16 protein-coding genes are annotated in these 19,304 nt (G+C 57.2%); 14 read left to right on the forward strand and 2 right to left on the reverse strand.

The window, feature by feature from the left end:
• Positions 1-46: 46 nt before the first annotated feature.
• Genes HMPREF1631_RS04080 through HMPREF1631_RS04090 form a run of 3 tightly spaced genes read left to right on the forward strand, consistent with a single transcriptional unit; the run spans position 47 to position 2,837 of the window.
• Positions 47-1,279 carry a DUF6350 family protein gene (locus HMPREF1631_RS04080; protein ID WP_034232646.1) on the forward strand — a complete coding sequence of 411 codons (1,233 nt, stop codon included), beginning with the start codon at positions 47-49 and terminating at the stop codon, positions 1,277-1,279.
• A complete protein-coding gene (locus HMPREF1631_RS04085) occupies positions 1,276-1,533 on the forward strand; it encodes a hypothetical protein (RefSeq protein ID WP_034232648.1) in 258 nt (85 codons plus the stop codon). The genes HMPREF1631_RS04080 and HMPREF1631_RS04085 overlap by 4 nt, the downstream gene beginning before the upstream one ends.
• A 20-nt stretch (positions 1,534-1,553) precedes the next feature.
• Positions 1,554-2,837, forward strand: coding sequence for a hemolysin family protein (locus tag HMPREF1631_RS04090; protein WP_034232861.1), 1,284 nt, complete (start codon positions 1,554-1,556; stop codon positions 2,835-2,837).
• Between the two features lie 16 nt (positions 2,838-2,853).
• Here the strand turns inward: HMPREF1631_RS04090 and HMPREF1631_RS04095 are convergent, their stop codons facing one another.
• Complete coding sequence (locus HMPREF1631_RS04095) at positions 2,854-5,175, reverse strand: 6-phosphofructokinase (RefSeq protein WP_052047076.1); 2,322 nt, start codon at positions 5,173-5,175, stop codon at positions 2,854-2,856.
• A gap of 214 nt (positions 5,176-5,389) precedes the next feature.
• Between HMPREF1631_RS04095 and pgi the strand changes: the two genes are divergently transcribed.
• Both pgi and HMPREF1631_RS04105 read left to right on the forward strand, forming a co-directional pair.
• Positions 5,390-7,051: a glucose-6-phosphate isomerase gene (gene pgi, locus HMPREF1631_RS04100; protein WP_034232650.1), complete on the forward strand. Its 1,662-nt coding sequence runs from the start codon at positions 5,390-5,392 to the stop codon at positions 7,049-7,051.
• A gap of 129 nt (positions 7,052-7,180) precedes the next feature.
• Positions 7,181-8,179 (forward strand): malate dehydrogenase, encoded by a 999-nt coding sequence (locus HMPREF1631_RS04105; RefSeq protein WP_198017366.1) that lies wholly within the window; start codon positions 7,181-7,183, stop codon positions 8,177-8,179.
• Positions 8,180-8,329: 150 nt separating this feature from the next.
• Here the strand turns inward: HMPREF1631_RS04105 and purU are convergent, their stop codons facing one another.
• Positions 8,330-9,175 (reverse strand): formyltetrahydrofolate deformylase, encoded by an 846-nt coding sequence (purU, locus tag HMPREF1631_RS04110; protein ID WP_034232652.1) that lies wholly within the window; start codon positions 9,173-9,175, stop codon positions 8,330-8,332.
• A gap of 81 nt (positions 9,176-9,256) precedes the next feature.
• Here purU and glyA point away from each other — a divergent pair, with 81 nt between their 5' ends.
• The 9 genes from glyA (at position 9,257) to HMPREF1631_RS04155 (ending at position 19,285) form a co-directional block, all read left to right on the forward strand.
• Complete coding sequence (glyA, locus tag HMPREF1631_RS04115; protein ID WP_034232654.1) at positions 9,257-10,543, forward strand: serine hydroxymethyltransferase; 1,287 nt, start codon at positions 9,257-9,259, stop codon at positions 10,541-10,543.
• A 26-nt stretch (positions 10,544-10,569) separates the two neighbouring features.
• Positions 10,570-11,484, forward strand: coding sequence for a bifunctional methylenetetrahydrofolate dehydrogenase/methenyltetrahydrofolate cyclohydrolase (locus HMPREF1631_RS04120; RefSeq protein WP_052047056.1), 915 nt, complete (start codon positions 10,570-10,572; stop codon positions 11,482-11,484).
• A gap of 43 nt (positions 11,485-11,527) precedes the next feature.
• Entirely contained in the window at positions 11,528-12,346 is an 819-nt protein-coding gene (locus tag HMPREF1631_RS04125; RefSeq protein WP_034232655.1) for an exodeoxyribonuclease III, read from the forward strand.
• Positions 12,347-12,408: 62 nt separating this feature from the next.
• A complete protein-coding gene (locus HMPREF1631_RS04130) occupies positions 12,409-13,506 on the forward strand; it encodes a mannose-1-phosphate guanylyltransferase (RefSeq protein ID WP_034232657.1) in 1,098 nt (365 codons plus the stop codon).
• Positions 13,507-13,627: 121 nt separating this feature from the next.
• Positions 13,628-14,719 carry a BMP family protein gene (locus tag HMPREF1631_RS04135; protein WP_034232659.1) on the forward strand — a complete coding sequence of 364 codons (1,092 nt, stop codon included), beginning with the start codon at positions 13,628-13,630 and terminating at the stop codon, positions 14,717-14,719.
• A 110-nt stretch (positions 14,720-14,829) separates the two neighbouring features.
• Entirely contained in the window at positions 14,830-16,374 is a 1,545-nt protein-coding gene (locus tag HMPREF1631_RS04140; RefSeq protein ID WP_034232660.1) for an ABC transporter ATP-binding protein, read from the forward strand.
• Positions 16,361-17,524, forward strand: coding sequence for an ABC transporter permease (locus HMPREF1631_RS04145; RefSeq protein ID WP_232215424.1), 1,164 nt, complete (start codon positions 16,361-16,363; stop codon positions 17,522-17,524). Before HMPREF1631_RS04140 ends, HMPREF1631_RS04145 begins: the two co-directional genes overlap by 14 nt.
• Before the next feature lie 3 nt (positions 17,525-17,527).
• Complete coding sequence (locus tag HMPREF1631_RS04150) at positions 17,528-18,823, forward strand: ABC transporter permease (protein WP_052047057.1); 1,296 nt, start codon at positions 17,528-17,530, stop codon at positions 18,821-18,823.
• A 39-nt stretch (positions 18,824-18,862) separates the two neighbouring features.
• Positions 18,863-19,285 (forward strand): cytidine deaminase, encoded by a 423-nt coding sequence (locus tag HMPREF1631_RS04155; protein ID WP_034232662.1) that lies wholly within the window; start codon positions 18,863-18,865, stop codon positions 19,283-19,285.
• Positions 19,286-19,304 lie beyond the last annotated feature (19 nt).

A 19,304-nucleotide genomic window follows, 5' to 3' on the forward strand; every position in this document is an offset into this window, starting at 1 on the left:
CAGCGGCGCTACAGTAACAGACAGCGAAAATTGGTAGTCTATAAAAATGGCAGAAATACAGATTTTTCGGCAAAGACCCGGCCTGCGTGTGGGAATCGCAGTTGTGCAGACTCTTTTCTTTACTCTGCTCGCCGTACTGCTGGTGTCGCTGTTTGCGTATTCCCTAACCGCTTCCTCGCCTCTGCTGGGTAAAATCAAATGGGACGATGCCGCCCGGTTTGCGGTTTCTTTTTGGATGACGCTCTTTGGCGGAACAGTCCGTGTGGGGACGGGCTGTCTGTCGCTGATGCCCGGCACGCTCACTTTTCTGTTTGTCTTTTTCCTTGCCGCGAAACTGCGGAAAACGGAAATCAGATCATGGGCGGACGTTGTGTTTGCCGCCGCTGTTTCCGCTTTCTGCGTGGGTGTGGCGGGGGCTGCGTCACGCATTGGCGGACCGTGGTGGACGGCGCCCATCGGAGCCGCACTGATCGGCGCGGGTGTTGTGTTCTGCTGCGGTTGGAAAAATCTGATCGGACCGTATCTGCGTTTTTCATCTCTCCCGCGGGCGCTTTTAACCTGCCGCCGTCTGCTCCGCGGGTTTTGGATCCTGTGTCTGTTTACGCTGCTGCTTGCGCTGTTTACCCATTTTGGGGCAGTGTATGCGCTGCACGGTTTATACCGCCAGGGAATTTTCGGTTCCGTGGGACTGATATTGCTGCAGCTGCTGTATCTGCCTGATCTGCTGATATCGGCCGGAGCCTGGATTTTGGGTGCGGGAATTGCCGTCGGCGGGGCAAGCTCGTCCGTATTTGCCCAAAATATAGGTCTGCTGCCGGGGATTCCCGTTTTTGCCCTGATTCCCGCGGATCATTCAAATCTGTGGTCTTTGGTGTTTATCCCTCCCGTTTTCTTCTTCCTTCTCGGATTATTTTTCTCCTTCCGCCGCCCTTCGGCCGTATCGCTGCGCGCGGAGGCGGAATCCGCTGCGCTCGGCGGAGTGCTGTGTGCGCTTTGCGTGGGTGTTTTGGGATGTGTTGCCCGGGGTGCGATAGGTCCCGGCAGAATGGGAAATGTAGGGGTAAATTCGGCTCTGTGTGTGGGAGTATTCTTTGTGTTCGCCGTCCTTCCGTTTTTGCTCGCATCTGTGGCGGCTCATCCCGTATGCCTCAAAACTTTGGGAACGCGGTGTCCGAAGTGGCTCCGGCCGGGGAAAATAAAACCGAAATTGCCGTCTGTGCTGCGCCGCCGGCGGAAAACAGACGCGGAAAAAACCGCGGAAGAAGAAAGTGAGCCATGAAAGCGTTTCCTCCGTTTCTCTATTACGTTTTCCTTGCCGGCGTTTTGTGCGCGGCCTGCGTGCTTGGTCTGCTGACAAATGTGAAATATGCGGCGTGGTTTTTGGCCGCGGGACTGGCCGTACAGCTGATTTGCCGGATAATTCCGGGGCGGAACCTCGTCCCCCGCGTCCGTTCCCTGAAAATTGACGTTACAATATTATCGGTTTTGATTCTGCTTCTGCTCTATTTGGGGCAGTGGGGAATCCGCAGATAAAGAAAAAGGATAATGTTAAGTTGAGTCCGCTGGTGCTGAATATCTTGTGCGTAATTATTTTTACGCTGGTCGGGTCGTTTTTTGCCGCCTCGGAGATGGCGCTTGTTTCCCTGCGCGATACGCAGATTGAATCCATGGCGGAAAAATCCCGTTCGGGGCAGAAAATTCGTCTTCTTACCTCGGATTCCAACAGATTTTTATCGGCCGTGCAGGTGGGTGTGACGCTTGCGGGTTTTTTCTCCGCTTCCTTCGGTGCCGCGCAGATTGCGCCGTTGCTGGTACCCGCGCTGCACGGCGTGTTCGGGCACGGAGCGGGTGCGGCTTCTTTTATTCTTACCACGGTTGCGATTTCCTATCTGTCGGTTGTGTTCGGGGAACTGGTGCCGAAACGTCTGGCAATGCAGAGTGCGGAAAGTTTTGCCTCCGCAGTTGTCTATCCGCTCAGCGCGATTACTGCTCTGCTGCGCCCGGTTATTTGGTTCTTGGGCGCGTCCACGAATGCCGTGCTGCGGATTTTGGGACGCGATCCGCATGCCAGACGGGAAGAAATGGATACCGAGGAACTGCGCAGCTATGTTGCCGGTTATGAGGCAATTCCGGAAACGGAACGAAAGATGGTGGTCGAACTGCTCTCTGTCGGTTCGCGTTCGGTGGAAGAGGTAATGACGCCGCGTACCGAAGTGGAATTCCTGGATGCCGGAGACCTGATTTCCGATGTGCAGTCGCAGGTAAATACCATGCAGCATTCGCGCTACCCGGTGCGCGACAACTCAAACGACGACGACATTATCGGATTTATTCATATCCGCGACTTAATTATGCCCGACCCGAAACTGCGTTCCGTGCGCGAGCTGGTGCGTCCCGTTTTGTTTTTTCCCGAGGGAAAGCCCGTGCTTGCCGCGCTGAGCGAAATGCGGGCCAAAAATGCCCATATCGCGGTGGTTGTGGACGAATACGGGGGAACGGACGGCCTGATCACGATTGAAGACGTGGTGGAAGAATTTGTGGGGGAAATCCGCGACGAGTACGACCGCGAGCTTCCCGTGAAAGTGGAAATCACCACCGGGGGAGAAGTCTCCGGTCTGCTCGGCCGTGCAGAAGTACACAAGTATCTCGGAATCGATCTGCCCGACGGCCCTTTTGACACGCTGGCGGGGTTTATTATCAACGAATTGGGCAGAATGCCCAAAGTGGGAGACACGGTGGAAACCGAAGACGTGCGTTTCACCGTAAAGCTGATGGACGGACGCCGGATCGACCGCGTGTTTGTGAAGGTTGCAGGAACCGGACGCCAGCCGCTGTAACCCCGGCGGTTATTTGTTATTCACCGTCGTTGATCACAATCGGCAGAACTCCCACCTGTTTGGCAAATCCCGGATCGGAGAGCACATACAGCACATCGGTTAGGCCCATCCACCACGGATCGTAGGGGAGCCGGTTGTCCATGTCGATTAATTCCGTCATGTGCGCGAGCGGGAAAGAATCGATCTTTCCCCCGTGCTGGCCGACGTGCACAGCGGTGTTTTCCCCGCTGCGCAGGGCTTCGCGCAGACAGTCGACGGCCTTGGAAACCATGCGTACGGCCAGTGTGCGGTCAAACGGAGTGGGGTTGCCGCCCTGCTGCATATGCCCGAGGATTGAGGCGCGTACATCAAACAGCCCTCCGCTTTCCTCTTCAAAGATCCTGCGCAGGAAATCCGTGGTGTAGTACTGTGAGGCATCTTCGTTGCGGACCACCAGATAGAGATTGCGTCCCTTTTCGAATGCCTTCACCATCCGCTGCGTGTCGGCTGTCAGCTGTGCCAGCGTAATCCCTTTTTCGTACAGATATACCTGCTCCGCGCCTGCCGACAGTGCGCTCATCAGGGCCAGATAACCGTTTTTCCGTCCCATGGTTTCGGTCACGAAGCAGCGCTGCGAAGCCGAGGCACTCTGCCGGATTTTGTCCAGCACGGCAGTGTTGTTGTTGAGCGCGGTATCCGCGCCGATGGAAATCTCCGATCCCGGGAGATTGTTGTCGATCGATGCGGGAACAAGAATCATCGGAATTTTAAACGCGGGATAGCGGTCGCGCTCGCAGTAGAGTCCGTAGGCGGCCTTGTACGCCTGGAATCCGCCGATGAGCAGCAGTGCGTCCAGGTGCGCCTCCTCCATTGCCCGCGAGAGCGCATAGTAGCCGTCGACGGTGGGAATGGTGCGTCTTGTGCCCAGGCCGGCACCGCCGTCTTCCGCCCATCCTTCAACGTCTCCCCAGTGCAGTTCGCGGATTTTTCCCGCCATCAGACCGGGGAATCCGCCTTCGATGCCAAGCATCGTAAATCCGCTGTCCAATCCGAGCTTTACGGCGGCCCGTGCGGCGGGGTTCATTCCGGGGGCCAGCCCGCCGGCGTGTATAATTCCGACGCGCGGGGATTTTTCAAAAACGGAATTTTCTTTCGGCAAAGGAGCCGAAAGCGTCTCGAAGATGTCGATCATCTCCCGGTATCCCCGTCCGCGGGAAGCGGTGGCGGCATCCCAGTCGCCCGTATTCAGATATTCCTTTACCCTGCGTGTGCTCTTAATCGTTTCCATCATCGGCAGACGCACGATTCGGTTCCGTCTGGTTCCCACGATTATCGGTTCGGCTTTCTGGGAGGCGTGGATTACCTCGTGGGCCGCCGTGTAACCCAGGAGAGTGGTCATCCAGCGGTCGTAGGCCGAAGGCGTGCCGCCGCGCTGCACATGCCCCAAAGCCGTCAGACGTACGTCTTCGGCGAGCTTGTCGGACAGAACCTGCTGTACGTACTGTGCCGTAATCTTTTTCCCGTGGCGGTCGATTGCCCCCTCGGCCACGATTACGAGAGAATCGCGCCGTCCGTGTGCCCTGCCCAGACGCAGCTTTTCGCACAGGGTGTCTTCCCATCCGTCTTCGGGGGGCATTTCGGGGATAAACACATAATCGCAGCCGCCGGCAATCGCGCTCATCAAAGCCAGATAGCCGCAGCGTCTGCCCATCACCTCAATCACAAAGGTGCGCTGGTGGGAGGCCGCGGTGGACGCGATGGCGTCGATGGCTTCGATTATTCTGTGCAGTGCCGAATCGGCGCCGACCGTCATATCCGTGCCGACGAGATCGTTGTCGATGGATCCCACCACGCCGGAAATACGGAGTTTGCGGTGCTGTTTTGCGCGCGCGGGGGAGACTTCCCCTTCGTCTTCAAGTTCGGAAAGCAGTTCGGGCCACAGTTCGCGCAGTTCGTCGGCCCCGGAGAGCGTTCCGTCCCCGCCGACGATCACAAGGCGGTCTATACCTGCCGAAACCAAATTTTTCACGGCTTTTTTGATGCCCGCACGTTCCCTGAATTCACTGCACCGTGCGGTGCCGATTGCCGTTCCGCCCAGGTTCAGTATCCCGGAGACGTCGCCCCAATCCATCTTTTTGATCAGGGCGCCTCCTTCCACCGCGCCTTTCCATCCCTCGCAGATTGCGTAAGCCTGCGCCCCTTCATGCAGTGCCGTGCGTACGGCGGCGCGGACTACCGCGTTCATCCCCTGCGCGTCTCCGCCGGAAGTTATAACGCCGATCTTTATTTCGGCGTCCCGGGGTTCTTCTGATTCTTCCGGGGCGTCTTTACATACCTGCGCCGCATTGCGGGAATCGATAGTCGTCACAGTCTTTCCTAACCTGGTAACGGTGATTTGATACACATCGGTGCATCCCTATTGATTCTACGATATTTTTTCCCGAAAGTATTCATTTTCCGTTTTCTTTTGTTTTTCGGGGATTTTTCTTCGGAAAAGTTCTCTGCGTCCGCGTAAAACGGGGGAAAATTGGGTACAATGAATACCGTATTGTTCACAGATTGCAGGAGAGAAAATGATGCAGCCGGTTGATCCGACCAAAACCCGTGCCTGGTCGAAGATTTCACAGATCAGTGATTCCCTGGATGTGGATTTCCGCAGATGGTTCGCCGAAGACGCCCGGCGTGCGGAAAAGTATTCCTACACGGCCGGAGATTTGTATGCCGACCTTTCCAAAACCTATCTCACGGATTCGCTGAAAGACGAATTGGTGCGCCTTGCGGAGGAAGTCGGGGTGTTTTCCCGCCGCGACGCGATGTTTAACGGTGAGCGGATCAACGTGACGGAAAACCGCTCCGTGCTGCACACGGCTTTGCGCCGCCCGAGCACGGATGAACTGGTTGTGGACGGTGAAGACGTAGTTGCGCAGGTACACCGGGTACTGAAAAAAATGTATGCTTTCGCCGACCGCGTGCGCAGCGGACAGTGGACGGGAGTTACCGGCAGGCCGCTGACCACGATCGTGAATATCGGGATCGGCGGCTCCGATCTGGGGCCGGTGATGGCTTATGAGGCGCTGCGTCCGTATGTGCAAAAGGGTTTGGAATGCCGTTTTATTTCCAATATCGACCCGACGGATATCGGGGAAACACTGAAAGACGTGGATCCGCAGACCGTGCTGTTTATTGTGGCCTCCAAGACGTTTACGACTTTGGAAACGCTGACCAATGCGCGCGCCGCGCGCAGGTGGCTGTGCGATTCCCTCCGGGCGCAGGGGATTTCCGCAGAGGGTGCGGTGGCAAAACATTTCATCGCCGTTTCCACTGCCCTGGAGAAAGTTGCGGAGTTTGGAATTGACCCGCAAAACGCCTTCGGTTTCTGGTCCTGGGTGGGAGGCAGGTATTCCGTGGATTCGGCGGTGGGGATGTCGCTTGCGATCGCCGTCGGTCCGCGCGGTTTCTCCGATTTCCTGGCCGGGTTCCATGCGATGGATACCCATTTCAGAACCGCGCCGGCACACCGGAATCTGCCGCTGCTGATGGGAATGCTGAATGTGTTTTACCGCAATTTCCGCGGTGCCGCCACGCACGCGGTTTTGCCTTATTCGCAGTATCTGCACCGGTTCCCCGCGTATCTGCAGCAGCTGACGATGGAATCGAACGGAAAGCGTGTGCGCTGGGACGGCAGCGACGTAACCGTCGATACCGGAGAAGTGTTTTGGGGAGAGCCGGGCACAAACGGGCAGCACGCGTTTTATCAGCTGATTCATCAGGGGACGCAGCTCATTCCCGCAGACTTTATCGCTTTTGCCACGCCCGCATTCCCGCTGAAGGACGGCGGGCGCGACCAGCACGAGCTGTTCCTGGGGAATTTTTTCGGGCAGACGAAGGCTCTCGCATTCGGAAAGACGGCAGAGGAAGTACGTGCCGAAGGGACACCGGAAGAGCTGGTCAGCGCACGGGTGTTTCCGGGCAACAGGCCGACTGTTTCGATTATGGCCCCGGCCCTGACGCCGTCCGTTCTCGGGCAGCTGATTGCGCTGTATGAGCATATTACTTTTGTGCAGGGCGCGGTATGGGGTATTGATTCCTATGACCAGTGGGGTGTGGAACTGGGCAAACAGATGGCAAACCGGCTCACGGCGGCCGTGGCGGGAGACGCGGGGGAGATTGCCAAACAGGACTGCTCCACGCGCGGCCTGATTGAATATTACCGACGCTTCCGGCAGGATCTGTAGGTTTCGGAATTTGTCCCGGCCGTTTTGCGCCTTAGGTCACGCAATGCGGCAAGGGAAGACAGGTACAGTAAAAACGAAGCGCGGTGTGCGCCAGTGCATGCCGCAAAAACAACTTAGGAGTTGAAAGATATGGCAGAGTTGAAAAAGCCGGTTACCGTTACCGTGACGGGAGCTGCCGGAAACATTGGTTACGCACTTCTTTTCCGGATTGCCTCCGGTGCGCTGCTGGGAGCGGATGTTCCCGTACGGCTGAATCTGCTGGAGATTCCGCCGGCGATTGCGGCTGCCAAGGGAACGGCAATGGAGCTGAACGACTGCGCATTTCCGCTTTTGGAATCGATAAATATTTTTGATGACGCAAACCGTGCGTTCGAAGGTGCGAACGTGGCGCTGCTCGTCGGTTCCCGTCCGCGGAAGAAAGGCATGGAGCGTGCCGATCTGCTGGCGGCAAACGGGGGAATTTTCGGCCCGCAGGGAAAGGCGATCAACGATCATGCGGCGGATGACATCCGCGTGCTCGTGGTGGGAAATCCGGCCAACACAAATGCCGTGATTGCCGCCCACGCCGCGCCGGACGTACCCAAGGAGCGGTTCACGGCAATGATGCGTCTCGACCACAACCGCGCCATCTCCCAGCTTGCGGAGAAAACCGGCGCGCACGTAACGGATATCCGCAAAGCGGTGGTTTGGGGCAATCACTCCGCAGACCAGTATCCCGACATTACGTGGGCAACCGTTTCCGGGAAGCCCGCCCCGCAGCTCGTGGACGATGCCTGGCTGAACGATTATTTTGTGCCGACGGTGGCCAAGCGCGGTGCGGCCATTATTGAGGCCCGCGGCGCTTCGTCGGCCGCTTCTGCCGCTTCTGCCGCAATTGACCATGTTTACGATTGGGTAAACGGAACTCCGAAAGACGACTGGGTCACTGCCGGAGTCTGGTCGGACGGCTCGCATTATGGTGTGCCGGAAGGTCTGATTTACGGTTTCCCGTGTGTTTCCGAAGGCGGACAGTGGAAGATCGTGGACGGTCTGGAAATCTCGGCGGCAACGCGCGTGGGCATTGAGCGTAATGTGAAAGCGGCGCAGGAAGAACTGGAAGCCGTGCGTGCGCTCGGACTGATTAAGTAAACACCTGCCTGTGTTTCAAAATAGGGCGGCTGTCTGCGCAGACAGCCGCCCTATTTTATTTCCCGTGCCGCCGTTTCGGGAGGGGAAATAAACCGGAAAGCCGCCCCGGTAAACGGCGGCACAGAGGAAACAGAGCGTTTTTGCAGCGTTTCAGGAGAAAACAACCGTGCGTGACCCGTTGGGAATAATGCGGTGTTCGGCGTGCCAGCGCACGGCCCGGGAGAGTACCGTCCGTTCCACTTCGGCACCTTTGGCGGCCAGGGTATGCGGGGTGTCCGCATGCGTTACGCGGACAACGTCCTGTTCGATAATCGGTCCCTCGTCCAGGTCTGGGGTTACGTAATGGGCGGTTGCCCCGATAAGTTTTACCCCGCGTTCATATGCCTGTGTATAGGGGCGTGCCCCCTTAAACGAGGGCAGAAAAGAATGATGGATATTGATGATGTTTCCGGCCATTTTTTCGCACAGCTGCGGCGAGAGAATCTGCATATAGCGCGCAAGCACTATCAGTTCCGCTTTTCTTTCGGACACGGTTTGCAGCAGCTGTTCCTCGGCCCGGGCCTTTGTTTCGGCAGTAACCGGGATATGAATAAAGTCGGCGCCGTAAAATTCGGCAAGTTCTCTGAGCGTGCCGTGATTTCCCACGACGGCGGCAATTTCAAGGGGAAGACGGTTTTCGCGTGTTTTTGCCAGCAGATCCGAAACGCAGTGGGCCTCTTTCGAAACCATGATAACCGTGCGCATCGGCCGTGCCGGGACTCCGATGCGCAGCGTCATCCGGTAATTGCGCGCCAGCTGCGTCAAAGCGTTTTCAATCGTGCCCCGTCCGCCGGGAACATCGGCTTCGATGCGGATAAAGAAACGTTTTTCGGCGGTGTCGTTGTACTGCCGCGATTCCAGGATGTTTCCGCCGACCGATGCGAGAAGTCCGGTGACGGCATATACAATTCCCGGCCGATCCGGGCAGGACATGGTTAAAATGAGTTTTTCATTCATGGGAACAGTATAGGAGAAATGGTTGCCGGGCAGTCATTTGCGGTAGAATATGACCGGATGTGTAGATGAAAGAGGAGATCAATGGCGGATTTACTGAATCAGGCACTTGCTGACTTTGATCCTGAGGTGGCTGCGGTGCTGGATGCGGAATTGGAGCGGCAGCGCAACACTCTGGAGATGATTGCTTCGGAAAATTTTGTGCCGCGGGCCGTGCTGCAGGCGCAGGGATCGGTGCTGACGAACAAATATGCCGAGGGATACCCGGGGCGGCGCTATTACGGCGGATGCGAACATGTTGATGTGGTGGAAAATCTCGCCTGCGAACGGGCAAAGAAAGTTTTCGGCGCGGAATACGTAAATGTGCAGCCGCACTCGGGTGCGCAGGCAAATGCCGCTGTTTATCACGCGCTGATGAGTCCGGGCGACACTGTGCTCGGACTGGAACTGGCGCACGGCGGACATCTTACGCACGGGATGAAAATAAACTTTTCGGGCAGGGTTTACCATGCCGTTTCTTACGGCGTCTCACCGGAAAACTATCTGATAGATATGGACGAGGTGCGCAAAAAGGCACTGGAAACAAAACCGCGGATGATTATTGCGGGCTGGTCGGCATATCCGCGGCGGATAGATTTTGCGGCTTTCCGCGCGATTGCCGATGAGGTGGGCGCATACCTGTGGGTGGATATGGCCCATTTCGCGGGACTCGTGGCGGCCGGTCTGCATCCGAGCCCGATTCCCTATGCCGATGTGGTCACAACCACGATTCACAAAACCGTCGGCGGCCCGCGTTCGGGGATGATTCTTGCCCGTCATGAGCAGCCCCTGGGCAGGAAGCTGAATTCGGCTGTTTTCCCGGGCCAGCAGGGCGGTCCGCTGATGCACGTGATTGCGGCAAAAGCAGTGGCGATGAAAGCCGCAATGACACCGGAATTTAAAGACCGGCAGGTGCGTACGCTGCAGGGAGCGGCAATTATTGCCGACCGGCTGCAGCAGCAGGATGTGGCGCGCACCGGTCTCACGGTTGTCTCCGGCGGCACGGATGTGCATTTGGTGCTGGTGGATTTGCGCCACAGCCGGCTGGACGGAAAACAGGGCGAGGATCTGCTGCACCGGATCGGAATTACCGTCAACCGCAATGCCGTGCCTTTTGATCCGCGTCCCCCGGCAGTAACTTCCGGTCTGCGTATCGGCACACCTGCCTTGGCTACGCGCGGTTTCGGTGCCCGGCAGTTTGAGGAAGTCGCCGATATTATCGCGGTGGCACTGCGCGACGGAGACTCTGCCGATATTCCCGCCCTGCGCAGGCGTGTGGCAGGCCTTACGCAGGCTTTCCCGCTTTACCCCGGTTTGGATCAGACACACTGAATTTCAGGAAAGTACCCCGAAGCATAATGACAGCCCGGAAGTTGGACGGAAAAGCCGTTGCCGCACAGATTAAATCGGAGCTGAAAGAGCGCGTGGCGGCTTTACGCGCGCGCGGAATTACTCCCGGTTTGGGCACTGTGCTGGTGGGCGCGGATCCCGCGTCCGAGGTTTACGTGCGCGGGAAGCACCGCGACTGCCGTGAAGTGGGTATTGAGTCTTTGCAGGTGCGTCTGCCGCAGTCTTCCTCTTTGGAACAGATAACCGAAGCGGTTGCGCAGCTGAACCGCAATCCGGCCTGCACGGGGTTTATCGTGCAGCTTCCGCTGCCGGAGCACATAGACGAAGAAGCGGTTTTGTCTGCCGTCGATCCGGAAAAAGATGCGGACGGGCTGCACCCCGTGAATCTGGGGCGTCTGGTTTTGGACGTGGATCACAGGCAGGATTTTCCTGTGCCGTGCACGCCGCGCGGAATCGTGGAGCTCGCACTGCGCTGCGGACTGGACTGGAACGGAAAGAACGTGTGCGTGGTCGGACGCGGACGTACCGTGGGCCGGCCGCTGACGCTCCTGCTGCAGCGTCACGACATAAACGCAACCGTTGAATGCTGTCACAGGGGTACGCGCGATTTGGCCGCGCATACCGCACGTGCCGACGTAGTGGTTGCGGCGGCGGGTGTGCCAGGTCTGATCGGCGCGAAGATGGTTAAACCGGGTGCCGTTGTGTTTGATGTGGGCATTACGCGCAGAGAAAGTACCGCGGGCGGAAAAGCGAAGATTGCGGGGGATGTGGATCCCGGCGTATGGGAAACCGCCGGATGGCTGACTCCCAATCCGGGCGGTGTGGGCCCCATGACGCGGGCGATGCTTTTGGTAAATTTGGTTGAGGCTGCGCAGCGGCAGTGTGCCGCCCGGGAAAATCGGGATAATTCCGTTAAGCTGTAAAATAGTGTTCGGTTAAGAAAATGCCGGCCGGCGGAGGGATTTTATGCTTGTTGCCACCTGTAATGTGAACGGGATTCGGGCAGCCGTGCGCAAAGGAATGCGCCGGTGGCTTGACGGCTCCGCGCCCGATGTGCTTTTGCTGCAGGAAGTCAGGGCGCCGGAGGAATTGGTGCCGGATCTGATCGGCGCGGAATATAAAACCGTGGTGTGCGAATCCGTGCTCAAAGGCCGCGCGGGGGTGGCGGCGGCTGTGCGCAGGGATTTGGAAATAGGCGATGTACGCTACGCTCTTGCCCCGGATTCGGACGCCGGCGAGCCGGATGTAGATACGGGAAGATGGATCGAAATCGACGTTCCGGAGTATCGCACCACTTTTGTCAGTGCGTATCTTCATTCGGGCGTTGCCGACCGGCCGGAAAAAATGGCTGCGAAATACGCACATCTGGAACGGGTTTCGAAAAGGCTGGCGGAGCTGCGCGACAGCCGTCCGCTGCCGCATTTGCTGGTGTGCGGGGATTTCAACATCGTGCACACCGAACAGGATATTAAAAACTGGAAATCGAACCACAACCGTACCGCGGGGGTGCTTGATTCGGAGATCGCCTATCTGGACAGGTGGATTTCGGATTTCGGCTATGCCGACGTGCAGAGAATTTTGGCTCCGGACAGCCCGGGTCCATATACCTGGTGGTCAAATCGCGGGCAGGCTTTTGACCGGGATACGGGTTGGAGGATTGACTATCATCTGGCCGATATGCAGCTGGCTTTGCGCGCCGCGGATTTCAGGATCGACCGTGCGCAAAGTTATGGGCAGAGGTGGTCGGATCATGCCCCGCTGCTTGTGACCTACCGTGAGGAATGAAGGGACTTTTGCTGTTTTGCCGAAAGTGCCGGGGCGAATAAACGGAAGTACGGGAGAAATAAATGGAATCTGCGTTTTATGCGGTGATTCCGGCAGGGGGAGCCGGAACACGGCTGTGGCCGCTGTCGCGGGCGGCTTATCCGAAGTTTTTGACGGATCTGACGGGAAGCGGCAAGACTATGCTGCAGGAGACGGCTGCGCGGCTGCGCCCGGTGGCAGACGGCGGGATGATCGTGGTGACGGGTGCGGCCCATGCTGCCCGGGTCCGCGCCCAGCTGCCCGGTTTGGGGCAGGATTCGGTGATCGCCGAGCCGGAGGGCCGTGATTCGATGGCGGCGATCGGTTTGGCGGCGGCCGTTTTGCACAGACGTCACGGGAATGTGGCGATGGGCTCGTTTGCGGCCGATCATGTGATTCGCGACGAGTCTGCTTTCCGCAGTGCTTTGCATACCGCGGTGCGCGCCGCCCGGAGCGGATATCTGGTTACTTTGGGAATTAAACCCACCCGTGCGGCCACGGGATTCGGCTATATTCGCTGCGGTGCGCAGATTCTGCCCGAACCGGGCGCGGATTTCGGCGCTGTTTTTGCCGCGCGCAGTTTTTTGGAAAAACCGGATGCGCCCACTGCGCGCAGCTATTTCGCCTCCGGGGAGTATTACTGGAATGCGGGAATGTTTGTGGTGCTTACGGGCGTGCTTTTGGATGCGCTGCGTGAGCTGGAACCGCGGCTGTATGCGGATCTGAATGAGATTGCCGCGGCGTGGGACACTGCGCGCCGCGGGGAAGTTCAGGCCCGTATATGGCCGGATCTGAAAAAAATTGCGATTGACTATGCTCTTGCCGAGCCGCTGGCGGCGCGCGGGCGTGTTGCTGTGGTTCCCGCCGATATGGGCTGGTCGGATGTCGGAGATTATATGTCTTTGCGCGATGTGTCCGGCCGTGCGGGGGAGAGTCGTGTTTCACCCGGCGGAACGGAGCAGGTATCCATAGTTCGAGACTCTTCTTCGGCTTTTGTCTCAGCATACGGGAAACCGATTGTGGTGTTGGGCGTAGATGATGCCGTCGTGGTCGAAACAAAAGACGTAATTTTCGTCAGCACTGCCAAGGCTGCGCAAAATATCAAGGAACTCGTTGACGATCTCCCTCCCGACCTGAAATAAATTCCGTTTCCGATTCTTTTGAAAAGGTGTGCCGGGTCGCAATTTGGGGTATCTTAGAGATGACATTATTCGTGGCCTGGATAACAGTTGCGAATGGGTTTAATTCACTTAGGAGAAGCACGTGAAGAAATTTAAGTCATTTGTTGCCATTGCGGCGGTTTCCGCACTTGGACTGTCTGCCTGCGCCGGCGGAAATTCGGGTTCAAAAGACGCAAAGGAATCGAAGCATGCCGACTATAAAGCATGTCTTGTTTCCGACGCCGGCGGCTGGGACGACAAGTCCTTCAATGAATCGGCAATGGTCGGTCTGAAAGACGCCGAAAAGAAACTCGGTATCAAGACCGGCAGCGCAGAGTCGAAGTCCGTCAATGATTTCAAGAACAATATGGACGCCCAGGTGGCAGACAACTGCAATCTTGTGATCGGCGTAGGGTTCATGCTTGCCCCCGCCGCGCTGGAAGCGGCAAAAGCGAACCCCGATCTGTCGTTCGCGCTTGTGGATTCCGCGTTTTCGGATAAAGACGGCAAACCCCAGCAGCTGAAGAACGGCCGCCCGCTTACCTTCAACACCGCAGAAGCGGCATACCTGGCCGGCTACGTGGCAGCTTCCGCCACCAAGACGGGCAAGGTCGCCACATTCGGCGGAATCCAGATCCCGACCGTAACAATCTTCATGGACGGTTTTGCCGACGGTGTGAAGGCCTACAACAAGGCCAAGGGAAAGAACGTCCAGCTTCTCGGATGGGATAAGGATGCGCAGAAGGGCGCCTTCACGAATTCCTTCGACGATCAGGCACTCGGTAAGACACAGGCGCAGCAGTTCCTCGATCAGGGCGCGGACATCATCATGCCCGTTGCCGGTCCCGTGGGTCTGGGTGCGGCAGGCGCAGTGAAGGCAGACGGAAAAGCTCTGATTATCGGTGTGGACAGCGACTGGTACGAGTCCGCTCCCGACTACAAGTCAATCGTGCTCACCTCCGTGATGAAGGGAATCGGCGCTTCGGTGATGGATACGATCAAGGCCGGCGCGGAAGGCAAGTTTGACTCGAAGCCGTACGTGGGCACCTTGGAGAACGGCGGTGTGTCGATTGCTCCGTTCCACGATTTCGATTCCAAGGTTTCGGATGAAACAAAGAAGGAAGTAAAGGAACTGACCGCCAAGATCAAGTCGGGCGAGATTAAAGTGGAGACTCCCGCTGCTCCGAAGAACTGAGGGAAGTATCCGATTTTGAAAAATAATTGAGGTTCGGTTGTGCTGCAGCCGAGCCTCAATTATTCTTAAAAGCACGGTTAAATAAACCGAAATCGAAGGGAGGGCCGGCAGTGAAGCTGGAACTTAAAGGGATAACAAAGCGATTCGGTCCCTTGGTTGCCAATGATCATATTGATCTGGTCGTGGAAGAAGGCCATATTCACGCATTGCTGGGAGAAAACGGTGCCGGAAAATCAACACTGATGAATGTGCTCTACGGTCTGTACGACGCAGACGGGGGCGATATTTTTCTGGACGGCAAACCCGTGAAATTTAACGGGCCGGGAGACGCGGTTGCGGCGGGAATCGGAATGGTTCATCAGCACTTTATGCTGATCCCGGTGTTTACGGTGGCAGAATCAATCGCTTTGGGATACGAGCCCACCAAAAAAGCGGGAATGATTGATCTGCGCAAAGCGCGTGAAATTGTGCGCGACGTTTCCCGGCGTTTCGGTTTTGATCTGGATCCGGATGCCTACATTGAGGATCTTCCCGTGGGCACAAGGCAGCGTGTGGAAATCGTGAAAGCGCTGTCGCGGGAAGCGAAAGTTTTGATTCTGGATGAGCCCACAGCCGTGCTCACACCGCAGGAAACAGACGAATTAATGGAGATTATGCGGCAGTTGGCGCGCGCGGGCACGTCAATTGTATTTATTACGCACAAGCTGCGCGAAGTACGCGCAGTGGCGGACGACATTACCGTAATCCGCCGCGGGGCCGTAGTCGGCCGGGCCGACACCGAAGCCACGGAAGCCGAGCTGGCAACAATGATGGTCGGCCGTCCGGTAATCATGAAAGTAAAAAAGGAACCGGCAAAGCCCGCGCCCGGGGGTCTGAGCGTAAAAGACGTATCAATGCCCGGAGAATCCGGCAACATAATCCTGAATCATATTTCCTTTGACGTGCGCCGCGGGGAAGTGCTGGCAATTGCCGGCGTTCAGGGAAACGGGCAGTCCGAGCTGGTAGAGGTGATTCTGGGACTGCAAAAGGCAACCGAAGGCACGATATCTCTCGACGGCACCGATCTGACGGGAAAATCGGTGAAAGCAAATCTTGCCGCCGGCCTGGGATTCGTTCCCGAAGACAGATCGAAAGACGGAATGATTGCCTCCTTCTCAATTGCCGAGAATCTGGTGCTTGACCAATACCGGGACGCGCCTTTCGCTGCGGGGGGAATTCTGAAAAATAAAGTAATTGCCCAAAATGCAAAAGAAAAAGTAAAAGAATTCGACATCAGAATTACCTCGATCACCGATCCGATTTCCACTCTTTCGGGCGGAAACCAGCAAAAAGTCGTGGTTGCCAGGGAGATGAGCCGCAATCTGCGGATGCTGGTGGTGAACCAGCCCACCCGCGGCGTGGATGTCGGTTCCATCGAATTTATTCATGCCCGTATTATTCAGGAGCGGGACAGCGGCACACCGGTTTTGCTTGTTTCTTCGGAGTTGGATGAGGTGCTTGCGCTCGCCGACCGGGTAGCGGTGATTTACCGCGGCAAAATTATGGGTATTGTGCCGGCAGACACGCCGCGCAGCATAATCGGTCTGATGATGGCAGGAGTTTCCCTGGAAGAAGCAACTGCGCAGGTGGCACAGGAGGCGCATGATGGCAGATAAAAAAGCAGGTTTTGGAATTTGGGCAAAAGCCGCGCTGCACAGCGCGTTTCGTTCCGGCTGGCTGGTCTCGGTTCTCGCGGTGGTGATGGCCTTTGCGATCGGAGCGGTTTTAATCGTTATTTCCGGGGCAAGCGTGACCGACGCCTATTACGCGATGTTCAGGGGGGCCGTATTCGATCCGACCGCGCGTACGGTGGAGCGTCAGTTCGCGCCGATCACAGTTACAATGTTTAACGCCACATCGCTGATTCTCGCCGGTCTCGGACTGGGGATAGGTTTCCGTGCGGGGCTGTTTAATATCGGCGGTAACGGTCAGATCGTTTTTGGTGCGCTGGCCGCAATCTGGATCGGAGTTAATCTGAAACTTCCTTTCGGAGTCCATCTTGCGGCCGCGGTTGCCGCGGCGATGGTTGCCGGTGCCGTTTACGCGGGGATTGCCGGTTATCTGAAAGCAAAAACGGGTGCCAACGAAGTGATCGTTACGATCATGCTGAATTCAATTTCCTCTCTGGTGCTCATCTATCTTCTTTCCCAAAAAGCGTGGCAGCAGCCGGGATCGAGCAATCCCCAGACGCCGAAGGCGGCTGAGACGGCTCTGTTTCCGGCACTTTTGCCCGCGCCCTTTAAGCTGCATATCGGAATTTTGATTGCCGTTGCGGCAACTTTCGTATATTGGTGGATTTTGCGGCGTTCTACTTTCGGTTTTGAACTGCGGGCCGTGGGCGCAAATGCCCATGCGGCGCGCACGGCGGGAATGTCGGTCGGGAAAGTAACCACCCTGACGATGGCGCTCTCCGGTCTTTTCCTCGGTCTGGCGGGTGCAAACGAAGCATTGGGAACGATGGGTTACGTGACCCAGGGTGTTGCCGGAACGATCGGTTTTGACGCAATTACCGTGGCACTGCTGGGACGCAACAAACCCATCGGTATTTTTCTTGCCGGTCTGCTGTTCGGCGGATTTAAGGCAGGGGGATATATTATGCAGACCAAGGGTGTGCCGATTGATATGATTTTGATCTTACAGTCCATGATCGTACTCTTTATCGCAGCTCCGGCATTGGTGCGCTTCATTTTCAGGCTGCCGAAACCCGATCGGAAAACTTTTCGGGAATATCTTTCCGCGATCAAAGAAGAAAAGGCAGGTGCGTAGGCAATGGCTGCTCCGACACAGAAAACCCCGGCGCAGGGGGAACAGATTGTGCGCAGGGTAGAGTGGAAACTTCCCTTCGTTTACGTATTGGCCGCACTGCTGCTCTTCGCGATGGCATTTGGGTCCGGAGGAGATACCCTGATTCGTCTGAACGACAAAAGCCAGATATATACCATTCCCGACTTCACGGTTCCTGCCGCGGCCACGCTGGGCGTATTTTGCGCAATTGTGGCGCTGTGTGCCCTATGGTCGGCATATTCCGTCCGTCTGCGGGAAAAGAGCGGGGCGGTTCGCCGTTTGGACAGGGCGGTGACGGTTGCCGTCGTTGCTCTGACGATTATCGGCTTCATGATTTTCGCGGGCGCGGGATCTTCTTCCGCCGTCACCGTGACTTCCACTCTGCTGGCCACGATTGCAATTTCAACGCCGCTGATTTTCGGCGCGCTTTCCGGTGTGATCTGCGAGCACGTGGGTGTGGTAAACATCGCGATTGAAGGGCAGCTGCTGGCGGGCGCGTTCGCGGGCGCGCTGGTTGCTTCCGTAACCGGAATTTCCTTCTTCGGACTGCTTGCCGCCCCGATTGCCGGCGCTCTCGTCGGTGCGCTGCTGGCACTGTTTTCCGTGCGCTACGCCGTCGACCAGATTATTGTGGGCGTTGTGCTTAACGTGCTGGTGCTCGGCCTGACCACCTTCTTCTTCAGAACGGTGATGACCCACTCTCCGGATCTTTTCAATACCAACAGATATGCGCTGCATGCGATCAGAATCCCGGTTTTGGCCGATATCCCCGTTCTCGGACCGGCACTGTTTAAACAGACACTGCTTGTGTATGTAATGTATGTGATTGCCGTTTTGCTCACGGTTTTCCTTTACCGCTCCCGCTGGGGTCTGCGGATGCGTGCCTGCGGCGAACATCCCCGGGCGGCGGACACCGTGGGAATCAATGTAAACAGAACCCGTTTCAGAAACACCGTACTCGGCTCTGCCGTGGCCGGTTTGGGCGGAACTTTCTTCACCATCGGATCGGGGCTGGCTTTTACCGACAATATGTCGGCAGGCAACGGATATATCGCCCTCGCCGCAATGATCCTGGGCAAGTGGCATCCCGTCGGGGCAGTCGCCGCGGCCCTGATGTTTGGTTTCGCAAAGGCTTTCGCACTGCTCGTGCCGAGTCTGACGCACGCGATTCCGTCCCAGCTGATCAACATGATTCCCTACCTGGTGACCGTAATTGCCGTGGCCGGTTTTGTGGGCAGGTCGCGCCCGCCGGCTGCCGAGAATATCCCATACGTGAAGTGACACCGCGGAAAATCTGCAAATAACGGAGATAGGGGATATATGGAACAGATACCCTGGGAAGAACTATTCGATCTGGCGGCAGAGGCAATGGGCTGCGCCTATGCCCCCTATTCGGGATATCCCGTGGGCGCTGCGGCGCTCGTAGACGACGGCAGGCTGATTTCGGGGTGTAATGTGGAAAATGCTTCCACCGGAGTCGGGCTGTGCGCGGAATGCGGCATGATCGGCGAACTGATCCGCGGCGGCGGCGGGAAACTGCTCGCCTTTGTTGCCGTGAATGGAAACAGGGAAATAGTCGTACCCTGCGGACGCTGCCGGCAGCTGCTGTTTGAACACGGCGGCGGCGGGCTGCGGGTAAAAATTCCCACAGGGGAGGTTTTGAGCATGGACAGGATGATGCCTTACGGATTCGGCCCGAAAGAATTGGCGCAGGTGCCGGGGTCCGTCGGATCAAAGCGCTGAAAACAGCGGGAAACAGGCG

The organism is Arcanobacterium sp. S3PF19, assembly GCF_000758825.1.
Taxonomy (GTDB): Bacteria; Actinomycetota; Actinomycetes; order Actinomycetales; family Actinomycetaceae; genus Arcanobacterium_A.

Coding starts and splice junctions, on each gene's coding strand:
- HMPREF1631_RS04130 (WP_034232657.1), top strand. CDS start 12,409: ATGGAATCTGCGTTTTATGCGGTGATTCCGGCAGGGGGAGCCGGAACA.
- purU (WP_034232652.1), bottom strand. CDS start 9,175: ATGAATGAAAAACTCATTTTAACCATGTCCTGCCCGGATCGGCCGGGA.
- HMPREF1631_RS04145 (WP_232215424.1), top strand. CDS start 16,361: ATGATGGCAGATAAAAAAGCAGGTTTTGGAATTTGGGCAAAAGCCGCG.
- HMPREF1631_RS04105 (WP_198017366.1), top strand. CDS start 7,181: ATGGCAGAGTTGAAAAAGCCGGTTACCGTTACCGTGACGGGAGCTGCC.
- HMPREF1631_RS04155 (WP_034232662.1), top strand. CDS start 18,863: ATGGAACAGATACCCTGGGAAGAACTATTCGATCTGGCGGCAGAGGCA.
- HMPREF1631_RS04120 (WP_052047056.1), top strand. CDS start 10,570: ATGACAGCCCGGAAGTTGGACGGAAAAGCCGTTGCCGCACAGATTAAA.
- HMPREF1631_RS04080 (WP_034232646.1), top strand. CDS start 47: ATGGCAGAAATACAGATTTTTCGGCAAAGACCCGGCCTGCGTGTGGGA.
- HMPREF1631_RS04125 (WP_034232655.1), top strand. CDS start 11,528: ATGCTTGTTGCCACCTGTAATGTGAACGGGATTCGGGCAGCCGTGCGC.
- HMPREF1631_RS04150 (WP_052047057.1), top strand. CDS start 17,528: ATGGCTGCTCCGACACAGAAAACCCCGGCGCAGGGGGAACAGATTGTG.
- pgi (WP_034232650.1), top strand. CDS start 5,390: ATGATGCAGCCGGTTGATCCGACCAAAACCCGTGCCTGGTCGAAGATT.
- glyA (WP_034232654.1), top strand. CDS start 9,257: ATGGCGGATTTACTGAATCAGGCACTTGCTGACTTTGATCCTGAGGTG.
- HMPREF1631_RS04085 (WP_034232648.1), top strand. CDS start 1,276: ATGAAAGCGTTTCCTCCGTTTCTCTATTACGTTTTCCTTGCCGGCGTT.